Origin of the sequence: Streptomyces sp. NPDC101234, from assembly GCF_044767525.1 — a bacterium.
Lineage (GTDB): Bacteria > Actinomycetota > Actinomycetes > Streptomycetales > Streptomycetaceae > Streptomyces > Streptomyces sasae.
Genome location: NZ_JBIWOA010000024.1, coordinates 57,367 through 75,243, shown reverse-complemented (window position 1 = coordinate 75,243; position 17,877 = coordinate 57,367). Strand labels below are relative to the sequence as shown.

The 17,877-nt window shown below is 71.6% G+C and carries 18 protein-coding genes; 6 read left to right on the top strand and 12 right to left on the bottom strand.

Features of this window, described 5'->3' with window-relative positions:
• Positions 1–18: 18 nt before the first annotated feature.
• Positions 19–483: a redox-sensitive transcriptional activator SoxR gene (gene soxR, locus ACIRR9_RS35945; RefSeq protein ID WP_365342231.1), complete on the bottom strand. Its 465-nt coding sequence runs from the start codon at positions 481–483 to the stop codon at positions 19–21.
• A gap of 122 nt (positions 484–605) precedes the next feature.
• Here soxR and ACIRR9_RS35940 point away from each other — a divergent pair, with 122 nt between their 5' ends.
• The gene (locus tag ACIRR9_RS35940) at positions 606–1,067 is read left to right on the top strand and encodes a MaoC family dehydratase (RefSeq protein ID WP_384561932.1); all 462 of its coding nucleotides are present in this window, start codon (positions 606–608) and stop codon (positions 1,065–1,067) included.
• A gap of 12 nt (positions 1,068–1,079) precedes the next feature.
• Here the strand turns inward: ACIRR9_RS35940 and ACIRR9_RS35935 are convergent, their stop codons facing one another.
• The 3 genes from ACIRR9_RS35935 to ACIRR9_RS35925 all read right to left on the bottom strand — a co-directional run bounded on the left by ACIRR9_RS35935 (position 1,080) and on the right by ACIRR9_RS35925 (position 3,362).
• On the bottom strand, positions 1,080–1,703 hold the full coding sequence (locus ACIRR9_RS35935) for a TetR/AcrR family transcriptional regulator (RefSeq protein ID WP_365342234.1): 624 nt from the start codon (positions 1,701–1,703) through the stop codon (positions 1,080–1,082).
• Positions 1,704–1,840: 137 nt separating this feature from the next.
• Positions 1,841–2,128 carry a YiaA/YiaB family inner membrane protein gene (locus ACIRR9_RS35930; protein ID WP_123978298.1) on the bottom strand — a complete coding sequence of 96 codons (288 nt, stop codon included), beginning with the start codon at positions 2,126–2,128 and terminating at the stop codon, positions 1,841–1,843.
• A gap of 82 nt (positions 2,129–2,210) precedes the next feature.
• Entirely contained in the window at positions 2,211–3,362 is a 1,152-nt protein-coding gene (locus ACIRR9_RS35925; RefSeq protein WP_403760960.1) for an acyl-CoA dehydrogenase family protein, read from the bottom strand.
• A 95-nt stretch (positions 3,363–3,457) separates the two neighbouring features.
• Here ACIRR9_RS35925 and ACIRR9_RS35920 point away from each other — a divergent pair, with 95 nt between their 5' ends.
• Together ACIRR9_RS35920 and ACIRR9_RS35915 are read left to right on the top strand one after the other, a co-directional pair.
• Complete coding sequence (locus ACIRR9_RS35920; protein ID WP_365342236.1) at positions 3,458–4,114, top strand: TetR/AcrR family transcriptional regulator; 657 nt, start codon at positions 3,458–3,460, stop codon at positions 4,112–4,114.
• A 167-nt stretch (positions 4,115–4,281) separates the two neighbouring features.
• Positions 4,282–5,226 (top strand): DMT family transporter, encoded by a 945-nt coding sequence (locus tag ACIRR9_RS35915; protein ID WP_403760772.1) that lies wholly within the window; start codon positions 4,282–4,284, stop codon positions 5,224–5,226.
• A gap of 13 nt (positions 5,227–5,239) precedes the next feature.
• On the opposite strand, the gene ACIRR9_RS35910 is transcribed toward ACIRR9_RS35915, so the two are convergent.
• The 7 genes from ACIRR9_RS35910 to ACIRR9_RS35880 all read right to left on the bottom strand — a co-directional run bounded on the left by ACIRR9_RS35910 (position 5,240) and on the right by ACIRR9_RS35880 (position 13,562).
• Positions 5,240–6,319: a Zn-dependent alcohol dehydrogenase gene (locus tag ACIRR9_RS35910; protein ID WP_403760957.1), complete on the bottom strand. Its 1,080-nt coding sequence runs from the start codon at positions 6,317–6,319 to the stop codon at positions 5,240–5,242.
• Positions 6,320–6,341: 22 nt separating this feature from the next.
• Positions 6,342–7,730, bottom strand: a complete 1,389-nt coding sequence (locus ACIRR9_RS35905) for an aldehyde dehydrogenase family protein (RefSeq protein ID WP_403760770.1) — start codon at positions 7,728–7,730, stop codon at positions 6,342–6,344.
• Between the two features lie 182 nt (positions 7,731–7,912).
• The gene (locus tag ACIRR9_RS35900) at positions 7,913–8,365 is read right to left on the bottom strand and encodes a DUF3574 domain-containing protein (protein WP_403760767.1); all 453 of its coding nucleotides are present in this window, start codon (positions 8,363–8,365) and stop codon (positions 7,913–7,915) included.
• 51 nt (positions 8,366–8,416) lie between these two features.
• On the bottom strand, positions 8,417–9,754 hold the full coding sequence (locus ACIRR9_RS35895; RefSeq protein WP_403760764.1) for an ABC transporter ATP-binding protein: 1,338 nt from the start codon (positions 9,752–9,754) through the stop codon (positions 8,417–8,419).
• A 187-nt stretch (positions 9,755–9,941) separates the two neighbouring features.
• Positions 9,942–12,182 carry a molybdopterin oxidoreductase family protein gene (locus ACIRR9_RS35890; RefSeq protein ID WP_403760762.1) on the bottom strand — a complete coding sequence of 747 codons (2,241 nt, stop codon included), beginning with the start codon at positions 12,180–12,182 and terminating at the stop codon, positions 9,942–9,944.
• A gap of 107 nt (positions 12,183–12,289) precedes the next feature.
• A complete protein-coding gene (locus ACIRR9_RS35885) occupies positions 12,290–12,904 on the bottom strand; it encodes a TetR family transcriptional regulator (protein ID WP_403760759.1) in 615 nt (204 codons plus the stop codon).
• A 64-nt stretch (positions 12,905–12,968) separates the two neighbouring features.
• A complete protein-coding gene (locus tag ACIRR9_RS35880) occupies positions 12,969–13,562 on the bottom strand; it encodes a hypothetical protein (protein ID WP_403760757.1) in 594 nt (197 codons plus the stop codon).
• A 168-nt stretch (positions 13,563–13,730) separates the two neighbouring features.
• On the opposite strand from ACIRR9_RS35880, the gene hmgA reads away from it, so the two are divergent.
• The 3 genes from hmgA to ACIRR9_RS35865 are packed head-to-tail and all read left to right on the top strand — an operon-like array spanning position 13,731 to position 17,030.
• Positions 13,731–15,086, top strand: coding sequence for a homogentisate 1,2-dioxygenase (gene hmgA, locus ACIRR9_RS35875; RefSeq protein WP_403760755.1), 1,356 nt, complete (start codon positions 13,731–13,733; stop codon positions 15,084–15,086).
• Positions 15,087–15,113: 27 nt separating this feature from the next.
• The gene (locus ACIRR9_RS35870) at positions 15,114–15,863 is read left to right on the top strand and encodes a GntR family transcriptional regulator (RefSeq protein WP_403760752.1); all 750 of its coding nucleotides are present in this window, start codon (positions 15,114–15,116) and stop codon (positions 15,861–15,863) included.
• Between the two features lie 12 nt (positions 15,864–15,875).
• On the top strand, positions 15,876–17,030 hold the full coding sequence (locus ACIRR9_RS35865) for a type ISP restriction/modification enzyme (protein WP_403760749.1): 1,155 nt from the start codon (positions 15,876–15,878) through the stop codon (positions 17,028–17,030).
• Between the two features lie 86 nt (positions 17,031–17,116).
• Here ACIRR9_RS35865 and ACIRR9_RS35860 read toward each other — a convergent pair whose 3' ends face one another.
• Positions 17,117–17,827: a TetR/AcrR family transcriptional regulator gene (locus ACIRR9_RS35860; protein WP_403760746.1), complete on the bottom strand. Its 711-nt coding sequence runs from the start codon at positions 17,825–17,827 to the stop codon at positions 17,117–17,119.
• Positions 17,828–17,877 lie beyond the last annotated feature (50 nt).

Below are 17,877 nucleotides of genomic sequence, written 5' to 3'. Positions count from 1 at the left end.
CACCGGCCCGCACCCGAACTACGGCCGTCGCCCCTCCGGCAGCAGACTCGACCCAGCCCGGCGTTCGCCGAACGCGTCGTCCGGGTTGGACAGCACACAGCTGCTCAAGGACAGACACCCGCACCCGATGCAGTCGGTCAGATGGTCGCGCAACCGGTTCAACTGCCTGATGCGCTCGTCGAGTTCCGCCCGCCACGCCTCGGAGAGCCGCGCCCAGTCCTCCCGGGTCGGGGTGCGCTCCTCGGGGAGTTCCGTGAGGGCCTCGCGGATCGTGGCCAGCGGGATGCCGACGCGCTGTGCCGCCCGGACGAAGGCCACGCGGCGCAGCGTGTCACGGGTGTAGCGGCGCTGGTTGCCGGTGGTCCGCCGGCTGCTGATGAGGCCCTTGGACTCGTAGAAGTGCAGCGCGGAGACGGCGGCGCCGCTGCGCGCGGCCAGCTGGCCGACGCTCAGCTCTTGGATCTTCTCGGGAATCTGCGGCACCCCTCAGACCCTACCGACCCGCCCGGGCCGGGGTCCGTTGACAGGGGCCTCCCATCCGAGCATGCTAAGCAGTTGCTTAGACAATGTGTGTGTGACCGTGCGAGTGCGAGAGGGCCGGCGACATGGCAGAACCGAGGATCTTCACCTCCCCCGACGAGCTGAAGGCGGCCGTGGGCGAGCAGCTGGGCCACACCGACTGGCTGGAGGTCGACCAGAAGCGGATCGATCTGTTCGCGGACGCGACGGGCGACCACCAGTGGATCCATGTCGACCCGGAGAAGGCGGCCGCGGGCCCGTTCGGGACTACCATCGCGCACGGCTATCTGACCCTGTCACTGCTCCCGCTCTTCGGCCCCCAGCTGATCAAGGTCGAGGGCGTGAAGATGGGCGTGAACTACGGCACCAACAAGGTCCGCTTCCCCGCCCCCGTCCCGGTCGGCTCCCGGTTGCGCGCCACCGCGACGATCACCGGTGTGGAGGACGTCACGGGCGGCGTCCAGGTGACCGTCGCCTTCAGCGTGGAGCGCGAGGGCGGCGACAAGCCGGTCTGCGTCGCGGAGTCGGTGTCCCGCTACTACCTCTGAGCGGCCCGTGGGCTACTTGGCCCCCACCATCCGGAGCACGAGGTCGGCGTAGAGCGCGCCGACCTCCTCGGGGGTGCGGGGGCCGCCCACGTTGAACCAGCGGGCGACGTCGATGCAGAGGGAGAGCACCGCGAGGGTGGTGCCGTGCACGTCGAGGACGTCGAACTCGCCGGACGCGACGCCCTCCTCGATGATCCCTCGCACCTCGCCGTCGACCTCACGGCGCAGCGCGAGGATCTCGGCGCGGGCGTCGGGGCCGAGGGCGTCGAGTTCGTACTGCACCACCCGGGCGGTGGTGCGCCGGCCGGCGTGCCAGCGGACGAAGGAGCTGACGGCGTCGGCGAGCCGCTCGGCGGCGGTGCCCTCGCGGCGGGCGGCGGTCTGGAGGATCTCCAGGGCCCTGTCGTGACCGATGCGGCTGATCCGGTGGAGCAGCTCTTCCTTGGTCTTGTAGTGGATGTAGAGCGCGGCCGGGCTCATACCGGCGCGGCCCGCGATGTCGCGGGTGGTGGTGGCGTGGTAGCCGCGCTCGGCGAAGGCCTCCACGGCGGCGACCAGCAGTCGCCTGGCCGCGTCAGGGGTGACCTCTTCCCACGGCTCGATCTCGCCGCCGGTCGTCTCCTCCGCCGTACTCATCGCTCGCTCGCCCCTCTCGATACAGGAGCTCCACCATACCGCCGAAGCTGAGCGAGCGCTTAGTGTGCCCGCTCAGAGCTTTTCACGCAGCTTCGGCGCGGCTTTTCACACGGTTTTTCACGCGGCTTTCCGGCCGGTCAGAGCTTCTCGAACGGGTCGTGCTCGGCGAGCAGCTTCTCCAGCCTGGCCTGGTCGACCCGGCTGACGATCTGCCCGGCCTCCTGGCGGTCACGGATCACCTTCGCAAGCGTGAAGGCGGAGGTGACGAGATAGAGCACGGCGATGCCGAGGAAGCCACGCACCCAGGCGTCGGCGTGCAGCTGGAAGATGCCGATGACGGTGGCCGCCATGGCGATACCGAAGGAGAGGACGGCCTGGCCGTAGAAGGCGGCCGTGTTCTGGTTTCTGACCGGTGTGTCGCTCATGGGTCGAGTCTCGGCGGCTGTGGGCCGCGCCACATCCGCCGAAGTACTCAGCACGTACTCATCCCCCCGGCCCCGGGAGTGCTCAGAACGCCGAAACCCCCGTCAGCGCCCGCCCGATGAGCAGTTTCTGGATCTGGCTGGTGCCCTCGTAGAGGGTCATCACCCGGGCGTCGCGCAGGAGTTTGCCGACCGGGTACTCGTCGATGTAGCCGTAGCCGCCGAAGACCTGGAGGGCGTTGTTGGCGGCGCGCACGGCGGCCTCGGAGGCGAAGAGCTTGGCCTTGGAGGACTCGGTGGCGAACGGCAGCCCGCGGTCGATCAGGTCGGCGACCCGCCAGGTCAGCAGCCGGGCCGCGTCGACGTCGACGGCGATGTCGCTGAGGAGCTCCTGGACCAGTTGGTGGCCCGCTATCGGGGTCCCGAACTGCTCCCGCTCCCCGGCGTACTGCACGGCCGCGTCGAGCGCCGCCTGGGCTATGCCGACACAGCCGGCCGCGACCGACATCCGCCCCTTGGCGAGCGCCGACATGGCGACCGAGAAGCCCTTGCCCTCCGGTCCGAGCATCGCGGACGCCGGCACCCGCACGTCCTCCAGGACGACCTCGGCGGTGGCCTGCCCGCGCAGGCCGAGCTTGCCGTGGACGGCCCGGCGGGTCAGACCGGGCGTGTCGGCCGGTACCAGGAACGCGGAGACGCCCTTGTGACCGGGGGCGTCGGTGGAACGGGCGAAGAGGAGGACGACGTCGGCCCAGGTGCCGTTGGTGATGAACATCTTGCTGCCGTTGACGACGTACTCGTCGCCTTCGCGAACGGCACGGGTGGTGAGGTTGCCCGCGTCGGAGCCGGTGCCGGGTTCGGTGAGGCCGAAGCAGCCGACGTACGCGCCGGAGGTCAGCCCCGGCAGCCAGCGCCGCTTCTGCTCCTCGCTCCCCCAGGCGGCGACGGTCTTGGCGACCAGCCCCAGGGAGACCGACACGATCCCGCGCACGGAGGAGTCCCCGCGCCCGAGTTCCTCCGTCACCAGGCAGTACGACAGATGGTCGCCGCCCGAGCCGCCGTACTCCTCGTCGACGGTCAGCCCCAGGAAGCCGACCTCGCCGAGCTTCTTCACGATGCCCCGGTCGACCTCCTCGGCACGATCCCAGGCGATCACGTTCGGGGCGATCTCACGCTCGACGAAGTCGCGGGCCAGCTGCCGTACGGCGCTCTGCTCCTCGCTGAGCCCCAGGTTCACCATGCGATCACCCCAGTCTGATCTCGAAAGCCGTACAAGCCTGTACATTTAAATTAGCACTGCTAGTTTCTTGCTGCAGCCCTACTATGTGCGCCATGGCCCGACCGCGCAAGCCCCTCCTCAGCACCGACCGGATCGTCACGACGGCCCGGGAACTCGTGGACGCGGAGGGGCTGGCGGCCGTCTCCACCCGCCGGCTCGCGGCCGAGCTGGGGGTGAGCGGGCCCTCGCTCTACAACCACTTCCGCACCAAGGACGAGATCCTGGAGGCGGTCGCGGACTCGGTGAGCGCACAGGTCGATCTCTCGATGTTCGAGAACCTCGGGCACGACGCCGGCCGGGACTGGCGGACCGCCCTGCACGACTGGGCGGTGTCGTACCGGGCGGCGCTCCGGAACCACCCGAACATCGTCCCGGTCCTCGCACGGGGCCCCGGCAGGCGCCCGGCCGGGCTGCGGCTCGCGGACGCGGTCTACGGCGCGATGGTGGGCGCGGGGTGGCCGGCGGCGCAGGCGACGTCGATCGGGGCGCTGATGCGGTACTTCATCATGGGGTCGGCGCTGGGGTCGTTCGCCGGTGGGTTCGTGGACGACGCGAGCGCGTACGATCCGGCCGACTACCCGCATCTGGGACAGGCGCATCTCCTGTCGGAGCGCCAGGAGAAGATCGACGAACGGGCGTTCGAGACGGGGTTGCGGGCGCTGCTGGACGGGTTGAGCGAACAGTTCGCGCGGGTGAAGGAGACGGCGTAGGGGACGCTGCGGTCGTGCGTCGACTGCGGGCCGGTGGGGGCTGATCGCGCAGTTCCTCCCCCAGCCTTCGGCCGGGGATACCCCCAGCGCCCCCTACGGGGCTCGCCTCACCCACCCGTCCGAAATCCGCCAGCTCCCACCCACCCCCACTCCTTACCCTCGACCCCATGAAGAACCCCGCCGCTCGCGCTCCCCGCCACCTCCTCCCGGCCGCCGCTGCCGTCGTCACCGTCGTGCTCTGGGCCTCCGCCTTCGTGGCGATCCGCAGCGCGGGCGACTCCTACTCCCCCGGCGCCCTCGCCCTCGGCCGACTGCTCTCCGGGACCCTCGTGCTCGGGCTTCTCTGTGCCGTACGGCGGGAGGGCCTGCCGCCCAGGTCCGCCTGGCGGGGCATCCTGATATCCGGTCTGCTCTGGTTCGGCTTCTACAGCGTCGTCCTGAACTGGGGCGAGCAGCAGGTGGACGCCGGCACCGCCGCCCTGGTCGTGAACATCGGCCCGATCCTGATCGCCCTGCTCGGTGCCCGGCTGCTCCGCGATCCGATGCCTCCGCGGCTGCTCGCGGGGATGGCCGTGTCGTTCGCGGGTGCGGTGACCGTCGGGCTGTCGATGTCGGGCGGGGGCGGTTCCTCGGTGCTCGGCGTGGTGCTCTGCCTGCTCGCGGCCGTCGCGTACGCCGGCGGGGTCGTCGCGCAGAAGCCGGCGCTCGGGCGGGCGAGCGCGCTCCAGGTGACGACCTACGGGTGTCTCGTCGGTGCCCTCGCCTGTCTGCCGTTCACCGGGCAGCTCGCCCGCGACGCGGCCGCGGCCCCGCTCTCCGCGACCCTCGACATGCTCTATCTGGGCGTGTTCCCGCTGGCGCTGGCCTTCACCACCTGGGCGTACGCGCTCGCCCGTACGACCGCCAGCCGGATGGGCGCGACCACCTACGCGGTGCCCGCGCTGGTCGTCCTGATGTCATGGCTGGCGCTCGGCGAGGTGCCCGGTGCGCTGACGCTCGCGGGCGGGGTGCTGTGCCTGGCCGGTGTGGCGGTGTCCCGGTCGCGGGTCCGGGCCTCCCGGGTCGTGGCCGCGAACGGGACACGGCCCGAGGAGGCGCGGGAGTCGGCGTGAGGACGCCGCCCGCTCAGAACACCACCAGCGCCCGGCCGCCCTTGCCCGCGAGCATGTTCTCGAAGGCGTCCGGGATGCCTTCGAGGGCGATCCGTTCCGTGACCAGCGCACTCAGGTCCAGGCGGCCCGCGCGGATGTGCTCGGCGAGCAGCGGCAGGTCGCGGGCCGGGTCGGAGTTTCCGTAGACGCAGCCGGAGAGGGTGCGGCCCCAGTGGAAGAGCTCCAGGGCGTTGAAGGTGACCTGTTCCGTCTTGGCGCCGATGCCGACCACCGTCGTACGGCCGCCCCGGCGGGTGGACTCCCAGGCCGCCCGGATGCTGACCGCGCGGCCGACGCACTCCACGGAGACGTCGACGCCCTGTCTGCCGGTGAGGGCGCGGATCGCACGAGGGGTGGTGTCGGAGGCGACGACGTAGTCCGTGGCGCCCGCCGCCCGCGCGAGTTCCTCCTTCTCCGGGGAGACGTCGACGGCGATGATCCGGGACGCGCCGGCGATCCGGGCCGCCTGCACGGTGGCCAGGCCCACCCCGCCGACGCCGAACACCGCGACGGTCTCGCCCTCGCGGACCCGCGCCGAGTTGTGCACGGCGCCGTAGCCCGTGAGGACCGCACAGCCGAGGAGGGCCGCGTCCGTGAGGGGGATGCCGGGCGGGAGCGGCAGCACGCAGGACTCGGCGACCACCGTCTCCTCGGCGAACGCGGCGACGTTCAGGCCGGGATGGAGGTCGGTGCCGTCCGCCGTGCGGGCGTGGACGCCGGCGGCGCCGGTCAGCGCGTCGGCGCACAGCCATACCTCGCCGAGCGAGCAGGCGTGGCAACGTCCGCAGGCGGGCGCCCAGTTGAGGACGACCGGGTCACCGGGCGACAGCCGGGTGACGCCCTCCCCCACCGCCACCACGGTGCCCGCGCCCTCGTGGCCGAGGACCGCCGGGACCGGTACCCGCATGGTGCCGTCGGAGAGGGACAGGTCGGAGTGGCAGACCCCGGCGGCGGCGAGCCGGACCCGGACCTGGCCGGGCCCGGGGTCCGGGAGTTCGATCGCGGTGACGGACAGGGGGGCGCCGACCGCGGGCAGCACGGCGGCTCGGACCATGACAGCCATCAGAGCAACCTCCTCAGAACTGCAGGGACTTGGTCTGGAGGTACTCGGCGAGGCCGTGCGCGCCGAGTTCGCGGCCCACGCCGGACTGCTTGTAACCGCCGAACGGGGCAAGGGGGTTGAACCGGCCGCCGTTGATGTCGACCTGCCCGGTGTCCATGCGCCGGGCGAAGGCCACCGCCTCCGCCTCGTCCCCGGCCCAGACGGCGCCCGCGAGGCCGTAGACCGTGCCGTTGGCGATACGGAGGGCGTCCTCCTCGTCCTCGTAGCGCAGGATCGACAGCACCGGGCCGAAGATCTCCTCCTGGGCGATCGCCATCTCGGGGGTGACGTCCGCGAAGACCGTCGGGCTGACGAAGTAGCCCTGTTCGCGCGGGGCTTCGGGGCCGCCGGCGACCAGCCGGGCGCCTTCGGCGACGCCCTTCTCGATGTAAACCCGCACCCTGGCCTGCTGCTTGGCGCTGACGACGGGACCGATCCGCTCACCGTACTTGGCGGCTGCCGTGGCCGCCAGCTGCACCGCCTCCTCGTACCGGTCGGCGTGCACCAGCATCCGTGTCCAGGCGCTGCACGTCTGGCCCGAGTTGGACATCACGTTGGCCACGCCGACGTTGACGGCCTTGGCGAGGTCGGCGCTGGGGAGGATGACGTTCGCGGACTTGCCGCCCAGTTCCAGGGCCACCTTCTTGACGGCCGCCCCGGCGGTCGCGCCGATCTGCCTGCCGACGGCCGTGGAGCCGGTGAAGGAGACCAGGTCCACTCCCGGGTGCTCGGCGAGGGCCTGCCCGGCGATCGGGCCGAGGCCGGTGACCAGGTTGAACACACCTGCAGGGAGGCCCGCTTCGTGCACCGCTTCCGCGAACAGCTGGGCGGTGAGCGGGGTGTCCTCGGCGGGCTTCAGCACGACCGTGCAGCCGGCGGCGAGCGCCGGGGCGACCTTGGCGACGATCTGGTGCAGCGGGTAGTTCCAGGGCGTGATCGCGCCGACCACGCCCACCGGCTCCTGATAGACGGTCGAGTTGCCGACCTTCTCCTCGAAGGGATGGGAGGCCGCCAGTTCGGCGTACGAGCCCGCGACCGCGATCGGCACGCCCGCGTGGACGGCCTGGGAGAACTGCGGGGGTGAGCCCAGTTCCGCGGTCACCGTCTCGGCGATCTCGTCCTTGCGGGCCGCCAGGACGTCGCGCAGCCCACCGAGGCGGGCGGCCCGCTCGGCGGGCGGGGTGGCCGCCCAGGCCGGGAGGGCGGCACGAGCGGCGCGTACGGCCGTGTCGACGTCGAGCGCGCCGCCCGCCGGGACCCGGCCGATCACCTGCTCGTCGACCGGGTTCACGACCTCGATCACGTCCTGGCTCTCGGCGGCGCGCCAGGCGCCGTCGATGTACAGGCCGTCGTGTGCCTTCATGCTGCTTCCTCCCGGCGGGGCTGTGTCGTCGTCCGACTCACAAACTAGCGGCGATAGTTTTCACGCACCAGACGTGCCCCTCCAGGATCAGAGGCAGACCGGGCCGGAAGTCGACACGGCCGGAGTCGACACGGCCAAAAGTCGACACGGCCAAAAGTCGACACCGTCAGAAGTCGACACGGTCAGAAGTCGACCTGTGCCCGTTCGTCCACCCTCCCCACACTCTCCTGCGCGAAGGCCTTCTCGTAGGCCCGCCGGATCTCCTCGATCTTCCGGTCGCTGCCCGTCGCCGCCGACTCCGGATACAGCAGGATCAGCTCGTACGACCGCTCCTTCTCGATCGTGCCGTGCCCGTCCCGCCACTGCCCGCGCCCGTTCTGCACGGTGAGCCCGTCGGGGAAGTCCGGGGTGACCTCCTTGTCGACGAAGGCCATGAACTGCCGGTCGGTGACGGCGGGACCGCCGTCGGGGCGGGCGGTGCCGAAGAACAGCGTGGTCTCGACGTACGGCTTTCCGCGCGCCGGTGCGGCCGACGGCCGGCCGTCGGCCACCGCCGTGTAGGCGGCCGGGGCACCGGCGAGCAGCAGCCCGGCGACGGCGAGGGCCGACCGGTTACGGAGGGAATGAGTGCGCATGCCCCCTTCCTACGGGTTTCGGCCTGTCCCGGTCCCGGTTTCCGGCGGGTTTCACTCGTCCAGGTCCGGCAGCCGCGCCGGGGACGGGCTGATCCGTTCGCCGTGCTGGTCGAAGACGAACAGGTGGGCGAGGTCGACCAGGAGAGGGATCTGCATGCCGTGCCGGAGCTGGATGTCGGGCGTGGTGCGCACGACCAGATCGCCGGGCAGCCGCCCCTCCGGGGGTGCGGGCTCGGGCTCGGCGTCCGCCGGATGCTCCAGTACGACGACCGGTCCCGCCCGCTTCGAACCGGCCCGGTCCCGCAGCCGATCGAGCATGGTCGGCCCCTCCCGCCGGCGCCGGGACGGCCGGGCGACCGGTCGCGGGGCCTCCAGATCCGGTACGACGGCGGGCCGGGAGCCGGTGTTGAAGTGGACGAGCACCTCGTGCCCCTGGAACTCGACATGCTCCACCAGGCCGGTGAGCGGCACCTCGCCGGGCCGGGCCGTGGAATGCCTGGCGATCCGCACCGCCTCCGGACGCAGCCCGACGATCACCTCCCGGCCCTGCTGCACCCGCAGCAACCTGTGGTCCAGACAGAGGGGTTCGGGCAGGGGCAGGGCCTGTTTGCCGAGGTTGACGGTCATCGCGCCGTCGAGCGGGGCGCGGATCACCCCGCGCAGGAGGTTGATGCGCGGGATGCCGATGAAGGCGGCGACGAAGACGTTGCGGGGCAGGGCGTAGACCGTGCGCGGGGTGTCGACCTGCTGGAGGACTCCCCCGCGCAGCACGGCGACCCGGTCGCCGAGGGACATCGCCTCGGCCTGGTCGTGGGTGACGTAGACCGTGGTGACGCCCAGCTCCCTGGTCAGCTTCGATATCTCGGCACGCAGGTGGTTGCGGAGCTTGGCGTCGAGATTGGAGAGCGGCTCGTCCATCAGGAAGGCCGAGGGGTGCCGGGCGATCGCCCGGCCCATCGCCACACGCTGGCGTTCGCCGCCGGAGAGCTGGCTGGGGAATCGGTCGAGGAGGTCCTCGATGCCCAGCATGCGGGCGGTGGCGTCCACGCGGGGGCGCGGGTCCGCGCCGGGCGCCTCGATGCGCAGCGGGAAGCCGATGTTGTCGCGGCTGGTCATGCTCGGGTAGAGGGCGAAGTTCTGGAACACCATCGCGATGTCCCGGTCGGCCGGCAGGAGATCGTTGCCGAGCTCGCCGTCGAGGAATAACTCGCCCTCGTCGATCTCCTCCAGTCCGGCGATCATTCTGAGCACGGTCGACTTGCCGCAGCCGGACGGCCCGAGCAGCACGAGGAACTCGCCGGGGGCGATGTCCAGGGACAACCGGTCCACCACGCGGACACCTCGCGCGAAGGCCTTGCTCACGTTGTGCAGGGAGATGGCGCGTGTCATGGCTGTCGCTTCCGTGGCGGTCGTACGGGCCTGTGGGTCACGGAAGTTAACGGAATGTGTGGGGGAGGGGGAAGACACGTGCCCGAATACTCAGCAAGGGGCCAGGAAAGCAGAAAAACGGACTGATCTATTCACCATGCGGCACGACCATGCGCCCCCGAAGGAGCGCAGAGCCGCGACGGCGCGTTCACGCCCACAGGGTTGTCGCGGTCACCTCGATGGGGATGCCGTTGAGGACCGCGTTGCCGGACAGCGGGTCGAGCAGGCTGCCGTCGAGGAGCTGGTTCACATTGACGCCGGGCGCGGTCGCGGCGTGGCTGAGGCGGGTGCCGGGGCGGTCATGGCCCCAGCCGTGCGGAAGGCTGACGACGCCGGGGCGGACGCCGTCGGTGACCTCGGCGGGGGTGACCACCTCTCCCCCGGCGCCCTTGACGCGTACGTCGGCGCCGTCGCGCACGCCGAGCCGTTCGGCGTCCTCGGGGTGGATGTGCAGGGTGCAGCGGTTGGTGCCGCCGGTGAGGGCGGGCACGTTGTGCATCCAGCTGTTGTTGGAGCGCAGGTGCCGGCGGCCGACGAGGACCAGGGCCGCGGGGCTGGTGTCGAGGGCCGCGCGCAGCCGGGGCAGGTCGTCGGCGATCGGCCGCGGCAGCAGTTCGACCTTGCCGCTCCTGGTCTTCAGTGGCTGCGGGAGGCGGGACGTGAGGGGCCCGAGGTCGATGCCGTGCGGGTGGGCGAGCAGCTGCTCCAGGGTGAGCCCGTCGGGCCGTGCGCCGAAGCCGTCGCCGTAGGGGCCGAGGCGCAGCATCAGGTCGAGCCGGCACTCGGGGCCGGTGTCTCCGGCGAGCAGGGCGGCGAGTTCCTGCGGGTCGCGGCCGTGCACCGGGGAGTGGGGGTCGTTGACCGCCTTGCCGAGGGTCTGGCCGATGACCATGTCGTCCACGGCGGACGGTTCGGCGCCGTGCATTCCGCCGGCCGCCAGGATCAGCCGGGCCAGGATCTCGGTCTCCGCCATCCGGCCGGGCTCCAGCGGGACGGCGGGGCGGGTGTAGCGGACCTGGTTGCGGACGGCGAGGGTGTTGAAGGCGAAGTCGTGGTGCGGGCTCTGCGAGGGCGGCGGCGGGGGCAGTACGACGTCGGCGTGGCGCGCGGTCTCGTTCAGGTACGGGTCGACGCTGACCATGAAGTCGAGGGAGGCCAGGGCCTTGTCGAGCCGGGCGCCGTCGGGCGCGGAGAGCACGGGGTTGGTGGCGACGGCGATGAGCGCCCGGATCGGCTCGCCCTCGGCGGTCGCGGTGTCGATCTCCTCGGCGAGTGCGGACAGCGGCAGCTCGCCCTTCGCCTCGGGGTGCCGGCTGACCCGGGAGTGCCAGCGCCCGAGCGCGAAGCCGCGGCCGGGGCCGGCGGGTCGCGGGGTCCGGTCGGTGGCGGCCTGCGGGAAGAGCGCGCCGCCGGGCCGGTCGAGGTTGCCGGTGAGGATGTTGAGGACGTCGACGAGCCAGCTGGCGAGGGTGCCGTGCGGGACGGTGCAGCTGCCGATCCGGCCGTACACGGCGGCGGTCGGCGCGGCGGCGAGTTCGCGGGCGAGGACGCGGATGGTGTCGGCGTCCACGTCGCAGGCGTGGGCGACCGCGTCCGGGGTGAAGTCCCCCAGCTCGGCGCGGAGCCCGTCGAGGCCCTCGATGTGCGGGGCGAGGTCGCCGAGGTCCACCAGGCCCTCCTCGAAGAGGACCTGGGCCATCGCGGCGAGCAACAGGGCGTCCGCGCCGGGCCGGATGGCGATGTGCCGGTCGGCGAGCTTCGCGGTGCGGGTGCGGCGCGGGTCGATGACGGTGAGGGTGCCGCCACGGGCCTTGAGCGCCTTGAGCTTGCCGGGAAAGTCGGGGGCGGTGCACAGACTGCCGTTGGACTCCAGGGGGTTGGCGCCGATGAGGAGCAGGTGGTCCGTGTGGTCCAGGTCGGGCACCGGTATCGCGTTGGCATCACCGAAGAGCAGGCCGCTGGAGACGTGCTTGGGCATCTGGTCGACCGTGGACGCGGTGAAGACGCTGCGGCTGCCCAGGGCGCCGAGCAGGACCTGCGGGTAGAGGCCGCCGGCGACGGTGTGGACGTTGGGGTTGCCGAGCACGACGCCGACGGAATCCGCGCCGTACCGCTCGACGACGCCCCGGACCCCGGCGGCGACCGCGTCGAAGGCCTCCGCCCAGGTGGCCTCACGCAGCTCGCCGTCCCTGCGCACGAGGGGGGTGCGCAGCCGGTCGGGGTCGCCGTCGACGGCGCCGAAGGAGGCACCCTTCGGGCAGATGAAACCCTTGCTGAAGACGTCGTCACGGTCACCGCGGGCGCCGGTGACGCGGGTGCCCTCGATGGTGAGGGTCAGCCCGCAGGTCGCCTCGCACAGGGGGCAGATTCGCAGGGCGGTGCGGGGCATGGGGGCCTCCCGGGGTCAGGGAACTCGCGCCGAGCATACCGAGCGGTATGTCGCGTGGGGAGTCCCTCCCGGGGATGAGGTCGCAAACCCGCGTGATCCCGGTGACGTCAGTCCAGGACCCGCGCCAGATACGCCTGCAGCAGCTTCCGCGTCTCCGCGATGATCGTCTCGTCACCCTCCGGGTCCATCCGGAAGGACAGGTGGACCAGGGTGTCGGCGGTCTCCACGGCCACGAGGAAGGTACGGCGCAGGTCCTCGTCGGGAGTGCGGCCGATATAGCCGGAGAGCAGGTCGGTGAGGCGGTCGGCGACCCTGCGGTTGGGTTCGGAGCGCGCACCGACCGGGATCTGGTTGCCGAAGTCGACGAGCGAGAAGCCGGGGGCGGTGCGCTTCATGGCCAGGTACTCGTCGAGCACCGCGTCCATCGCCGCCCGCCAGTCGCCCTTCGGCGCGTCCTTCAGCCGCTCGGTGACCCGCTCGGTGTAGCGCTCCAGGTTGCGCTGGGCGAGGGCGTCGGCCATCTGCCGTTTGTTGCCGAAGAAGCGGTAGACCGAGCCGATGGGCACCCCGGCGCGGGCGGCAACGGCCCGGGTGCTCAACTCGTCGTAGCCCACCTCGTCGAGGAGGTCGGCGCAGGAGTCGAGGATCCTGGTCAGCCGTTCGGCACTACGGCGCTGCACGGGCGCTTTGCGAAGCGAGGTCGCTTGGGGCACGGGCTTCATGATGCCCTTCCGTAAGGATCAGGTGAACCTCACCCCCCAGTACGGAGACAGATGGCTCCTACACTCACCCCGCCGACGCGCCGCTGGCACCGACCGCGGAGGGGGTGGCCGCCCCGGGGCTCTCCGTACGCGCCACGGACGCCGTCGGTGCCGTCGTCTCCGCGCCGGACGCCGTGACGTCCGCCGTGCTCTCGACCGGCTTGCCCTGGACCGCCCACACCGTGCCGTCGTCCGCGTAGAGCCGGGCGGTGATGTGGTGGGTGCCCTGCGGAACGAGCTTCGCGGGGAGGTGGTACGCGGAGGTGCGCAGCCGGGTCACCAGGCGGCCGTCCACGAAGAGGTAGGCGAGGCCGCGCCCGGCGACCGCCTGCGCCGCGGTACCGGCCGGGGAGAAGCGGAAACGGTGCACTTCGAGCCGCACGTCCCAGCCGCCGCCCGCGTCGGGGGTGACCTCCGTGCCGACTCCGGGCGCCTGCTTCTTGTCCAGCTCCCGGTAGTGGCGCCCGCCCTCGTCCGTGCCGTCGAGGATCTTGCCCACCGGAGAGGGCGCCCCCGTCCCCCGCTTCCCGTGCGTCTCCCCCGTCCCGCACCCCGCCGCCGCGACCAGCAGCAGCACACAGGCCGCGAGGGCGCTCGGCAGTCCCCGCGTCCACGACATGCCCGGGAGCGTAGAACAGCGCCCTGCGGACCGGATCCCCCTGGAGTCGGGTTCTCGTCATACCTCCCCAGGATCATCCCGGCCCCCTTGCACGCGCCCCCGCGCAATCCTACGGTGATACATAGGAATCGGGGACTCACTTGGACTCGGCAGGCTCAGGGAGCGATCATGAGCGATGGGGGCACCTCCCGCGCGAGCGTGTTCGAGCGCGGGGCAGCACGGAAGACCGCCGAGGGACTGGCGTACCTCTCGGGATTCGGCAACGAGCACTCCTCGGAGGCGGTACCGGGCGCCCTGCCCGAAGGCCGCAACTCCCCGCAGCGCGCCCCCCTCGGCCTGTATGCGGAGCAGCTCAGCGGTTCCGCCTTCACCGAACCCCGGGCCCACAACCGCCGCTCCTGGCTGTACCGGATCCGCCCCTCGGCCGCCCACCCCGCGTTCACCCGCGCCGTCGACAACGGCGGGCTGCGCACCGGCCCCTTCACGGACATCACCCCGGACCCGAACCGGCTCCGCTGGAACCCCCTGCCGGAGCCGCCGCCCGGCACGGACTTCCTCGCGGGCCTGTGGACCCTGGGCGGCAACGGCGACGCGACCCAGCGCACCGGCATGGCCGTGCACCTCTATCACGCCGACACCTCGATGGAGCGGGTCTTCTCCGACGCGGACGGCGAGCTGCTGATCGTCCCGGAGCGCGGCGGGCTGCTGCTGCACACGGAGTTCGGCCTGTTGCATATGGAGCCGGGACATGTGGCGCTGATCCCCCGTGGGGTCCGCTTCCGTGTGGAGCTGCTGGATGCCTCCGCCCGCGGCTATGTGTGCGAGAACTACGGCGCACCCTTCCGGCTCCCCGACCTCGGCCCGATCGGCGCCAACGGCCTCGCCAACGTCCGGGATTTCCGGGCTCCCGTGGCCGCCTACGAGGACATCGAGGGCCCGGTGCAGGTGGTCAACAAGTTCTGCGGCAACCTGTGGACCGCCACATATGACCACTCCCCGCTGGACGTGGTCGCCTGGCATGGCACACATGTGCCCTACGTCTACGACCTCCGCCGTTTCAATGTGATCGGCACCATCTCGTACGACCACCCCGACCCGTCGATCTTCACGGTGCTGACCTCCCCGTCCGACACCCCCGGCCTGGCCGGCGTCGACTTCGTCGTCTTCGCCCCGCGCTGGCTGGTGGGCGAGAACACCTTCCGGCCGCCGTACTTCCACCGGAACGTGATGAGCGAGTACATGGGCCTGATCGAGGGCGCCTACGACGCGAAGGCGGAGGGCTTCGTGCCCGGCGGGGGTTCGCTGCACAACATGATGTCGGCGCACGGCCCGGACCGGGAGACGTTCGACCGGGCGAGCGCGGCCGAGCTGAGGCCGCAGAAGGTGGACGACGGCCTGGCGTTCATGTTCGAGACCCGCTGGCCGGTGACGCTCACCCCGCAGGCGGCGACCGCCGAGCACCTCCAGCAGGGCTACGACGACGTCTGGCGGGGCCTGGAACGTCACTTCCGCCCCTTGCCCTGAAGATCCCCCCGACGGTACGGATGGCCCGTGACCTCCTTCGCCCCGGACTCGATCGTCCTGAACCGCAAGCTGCCGCTCTGGTATCAGGTGTCGCAGTCGCTGCGCGCCTCGATACTGGGCCGCTCGCCCCGGGACCCGCTCCGGCTGCCCACCGAGGAACAGCTGGCGGAGCACTACGGCGTGAGCGTGCTGACCATGCGGCAGGCGCTGAAGGAGCTGGAGGACGAGGGCCTGATCAGCCGGCACCGCCGCCGGGGCACCTTCATCGAGCCGGACGCCCGCCGGGGCACCCCGGTACGACTGCTCGGCTCGGTGGACACCATCGTGGCCCAGCAGTCCGGGATGACAGCGGAGTTGCTGGACCACGGCACGGCCCCCGTGACCGGCGACCTCACCGAGTACTTCCCGGATCTCGCCGAGGTGGCGACGTACCACCGCCTGCGCAGCGACGAGCAGACGGGTGAGCCGACCAACCACGCCCGCAACCACGTCCGCCCCGAACTGGCCGAGCGCATCGATCCGGAGGACCTGGCCCGGCAGCCGATGACGAAGGTGCTCCGGGACGTCGTCGGCGCGGACATCAGCCGCATCACGGACACGGTGGAGGCGAGGCTGGCCGACCCGGAGACCGCCCGGCTGCTCCAGGTCCCGCTCCTCAGCCCGATCCTGCACTACACGGGGGTCACCTACGACACCGCCGGCCGGGTCCTGGACCTGGCCGTGATCCACTACCGGGGCGACCGTTTCTCCTTCACGGTCACCCTCGACGCCACCTGAACTCGTCGTACGATGCCGGGCGTGACGCACGACGACGCTCCGCTGCTCGCGGACCTCATGCCGTGGTCCGTCGCACCACTACGGCTCGGCCGGGAGTGGCCGACGGCCCCCGACCCGGCGACCCTCAAGACCCGCTGGGACGCCCTGCTCAAGGCCGAGGGCCCTGACCGCGAGGCCCTGTTCGAGCCGACGCGGGCCCGGACGGTCCACTCGGCGGTGCCCCAGCTCCCCGGGCAGCCGACCGGCACGGAGCGGCTGGCACAGGCCTCGGACCCGTTCCCGGAACCGGTCCGCGTCCTGTCCTCTCCCTTCGACGAACAGTGGCTGATCCCGGACCACCGCCTGATCGACACGGCCCGCCCCGAGTTGTGGCGGGTGACCGACGACCTCCAGATCTTCGCGGTGGAGTCGGCGGAGGGCATGCCGCTGCTGGCGACCTCGCTCCTGCCCACGCTGCGCGCGGGCCGTATCCGCCCGCTGTACCGCCGCCCGGGCGGCAAGGAACCGAACCTGGCCCCCGGTCTGCTGGACCATCTGACCGGCCGCCTGGGCCTGGCTCCCACTCCCCCGGACGTCCTCGCCTGGGCCCTGGCGACGATCCGCCCCGACCGCACCGTCCCGCTCACCGAGGACCCCGCCCTCTGGTCCCGGGGCGTGGAACTGGGCCACCGGGCCCTGTGGCTCCTGCGCCGGGACGGCGAACGCCCCAAGCTCCCCGGCGGCCGCCGCCCGTACGTCCGGGCCCCGCTCCCCGCCCGCCCTCTCACGATCTTCTACGACACGGAGGAGGAGACCCTCCACCTCGACGAGGGCCGTGTCTCCCCGGTCCCGCCGGAGGCATGGGACTTCAGGACGGGCGAGGTACGGGTCCTGGAGGCGTGGTTCACAGCCCGCACGGCGGAGACGGCGGAACCGGGAACCCTGGCGGCCATCACCCCCGCGACCTGGTCCCAGCCCTGGACCTCGGAGCTGCTGGAGCTGATCACGGTCCTGGCTCTGCTGGCGGAAGTACGGTCCCAGCAGGCGGACTTGGAGATCGAGGCGCAGATCACCGCGACGGACCTGACGACAGCGGGCGTACTCCCACCCCCGGAGACGTCGCGCAGACCGGCGTCGATCTTGGACCACACAGAAGAAGGCCCAGCAGGTCAACTGACACTGCTGTGACCGACCTTCCTTTTCTTGGGGGCGCGGGGCCGTATCGATGTGCGGCTCCGCCGCGTGGGCGCGACAAGCCCCCACCGCCCCGCACACTACGACGGCGCGAACCCGCCCAATACCCTCTCCAACGCCCGCCGGAAAACGCCCTCCATGTCAATCGGCCCCGCATCCTCCGCGAACGCCGCCGCCATCCGCGGATACGCCCCCGAGGCAACCTGCCCCCCGAGATAGGCGATCCGCACCGCCTGCTCCCGCTCCTGTGACCACGGCAGATTCCGAACCCGCTCGGCACTGTCGATCTCGTTGCGCACATAGGTCGTCACCACACCGTTCAGCATGGCGATGAGCTCGAACTTCGTACCGTAAGACGCATCGAGCGGATCCAGACAAGCCAAGCAATGCTCCAGATACCGCAGCGCGTTGGGGCTGAAGCCGTACACCGGTGACATGAGCCGCGGCAGCCAAGGATGCCGGTGCATCAACTCCCGCGTCTGCCCGGCGACCCGCATCATGTCGGCCCGCCAGTCCCCCGTCGGCTCCCACAACTCGTGCTCCGAGCTGACGGCGTCAACCATCAGCTCGTACAGATCCTCCTTGCGGGGGACGTAGTTGTACAGGGACATCGTCCCGCACCCCACCCCGGCCGCCACATGCCGCATCGACACGGCGTCCAGCCCCTCCGTGTCGGCGATCCGCACCGCGACCGCCGCGATGTCCGCGCGCGTGAACGCCGGCTTCGGCCCCCGCCCCGCCCGCTCGGGGCGGGCCCAGATCACCTCGGGTTCGGCCCCTCGGACTGCCATCGGTCATCACCTCGCCCACCATGCTAGTTACGTACGCCGTACGTAGTGCG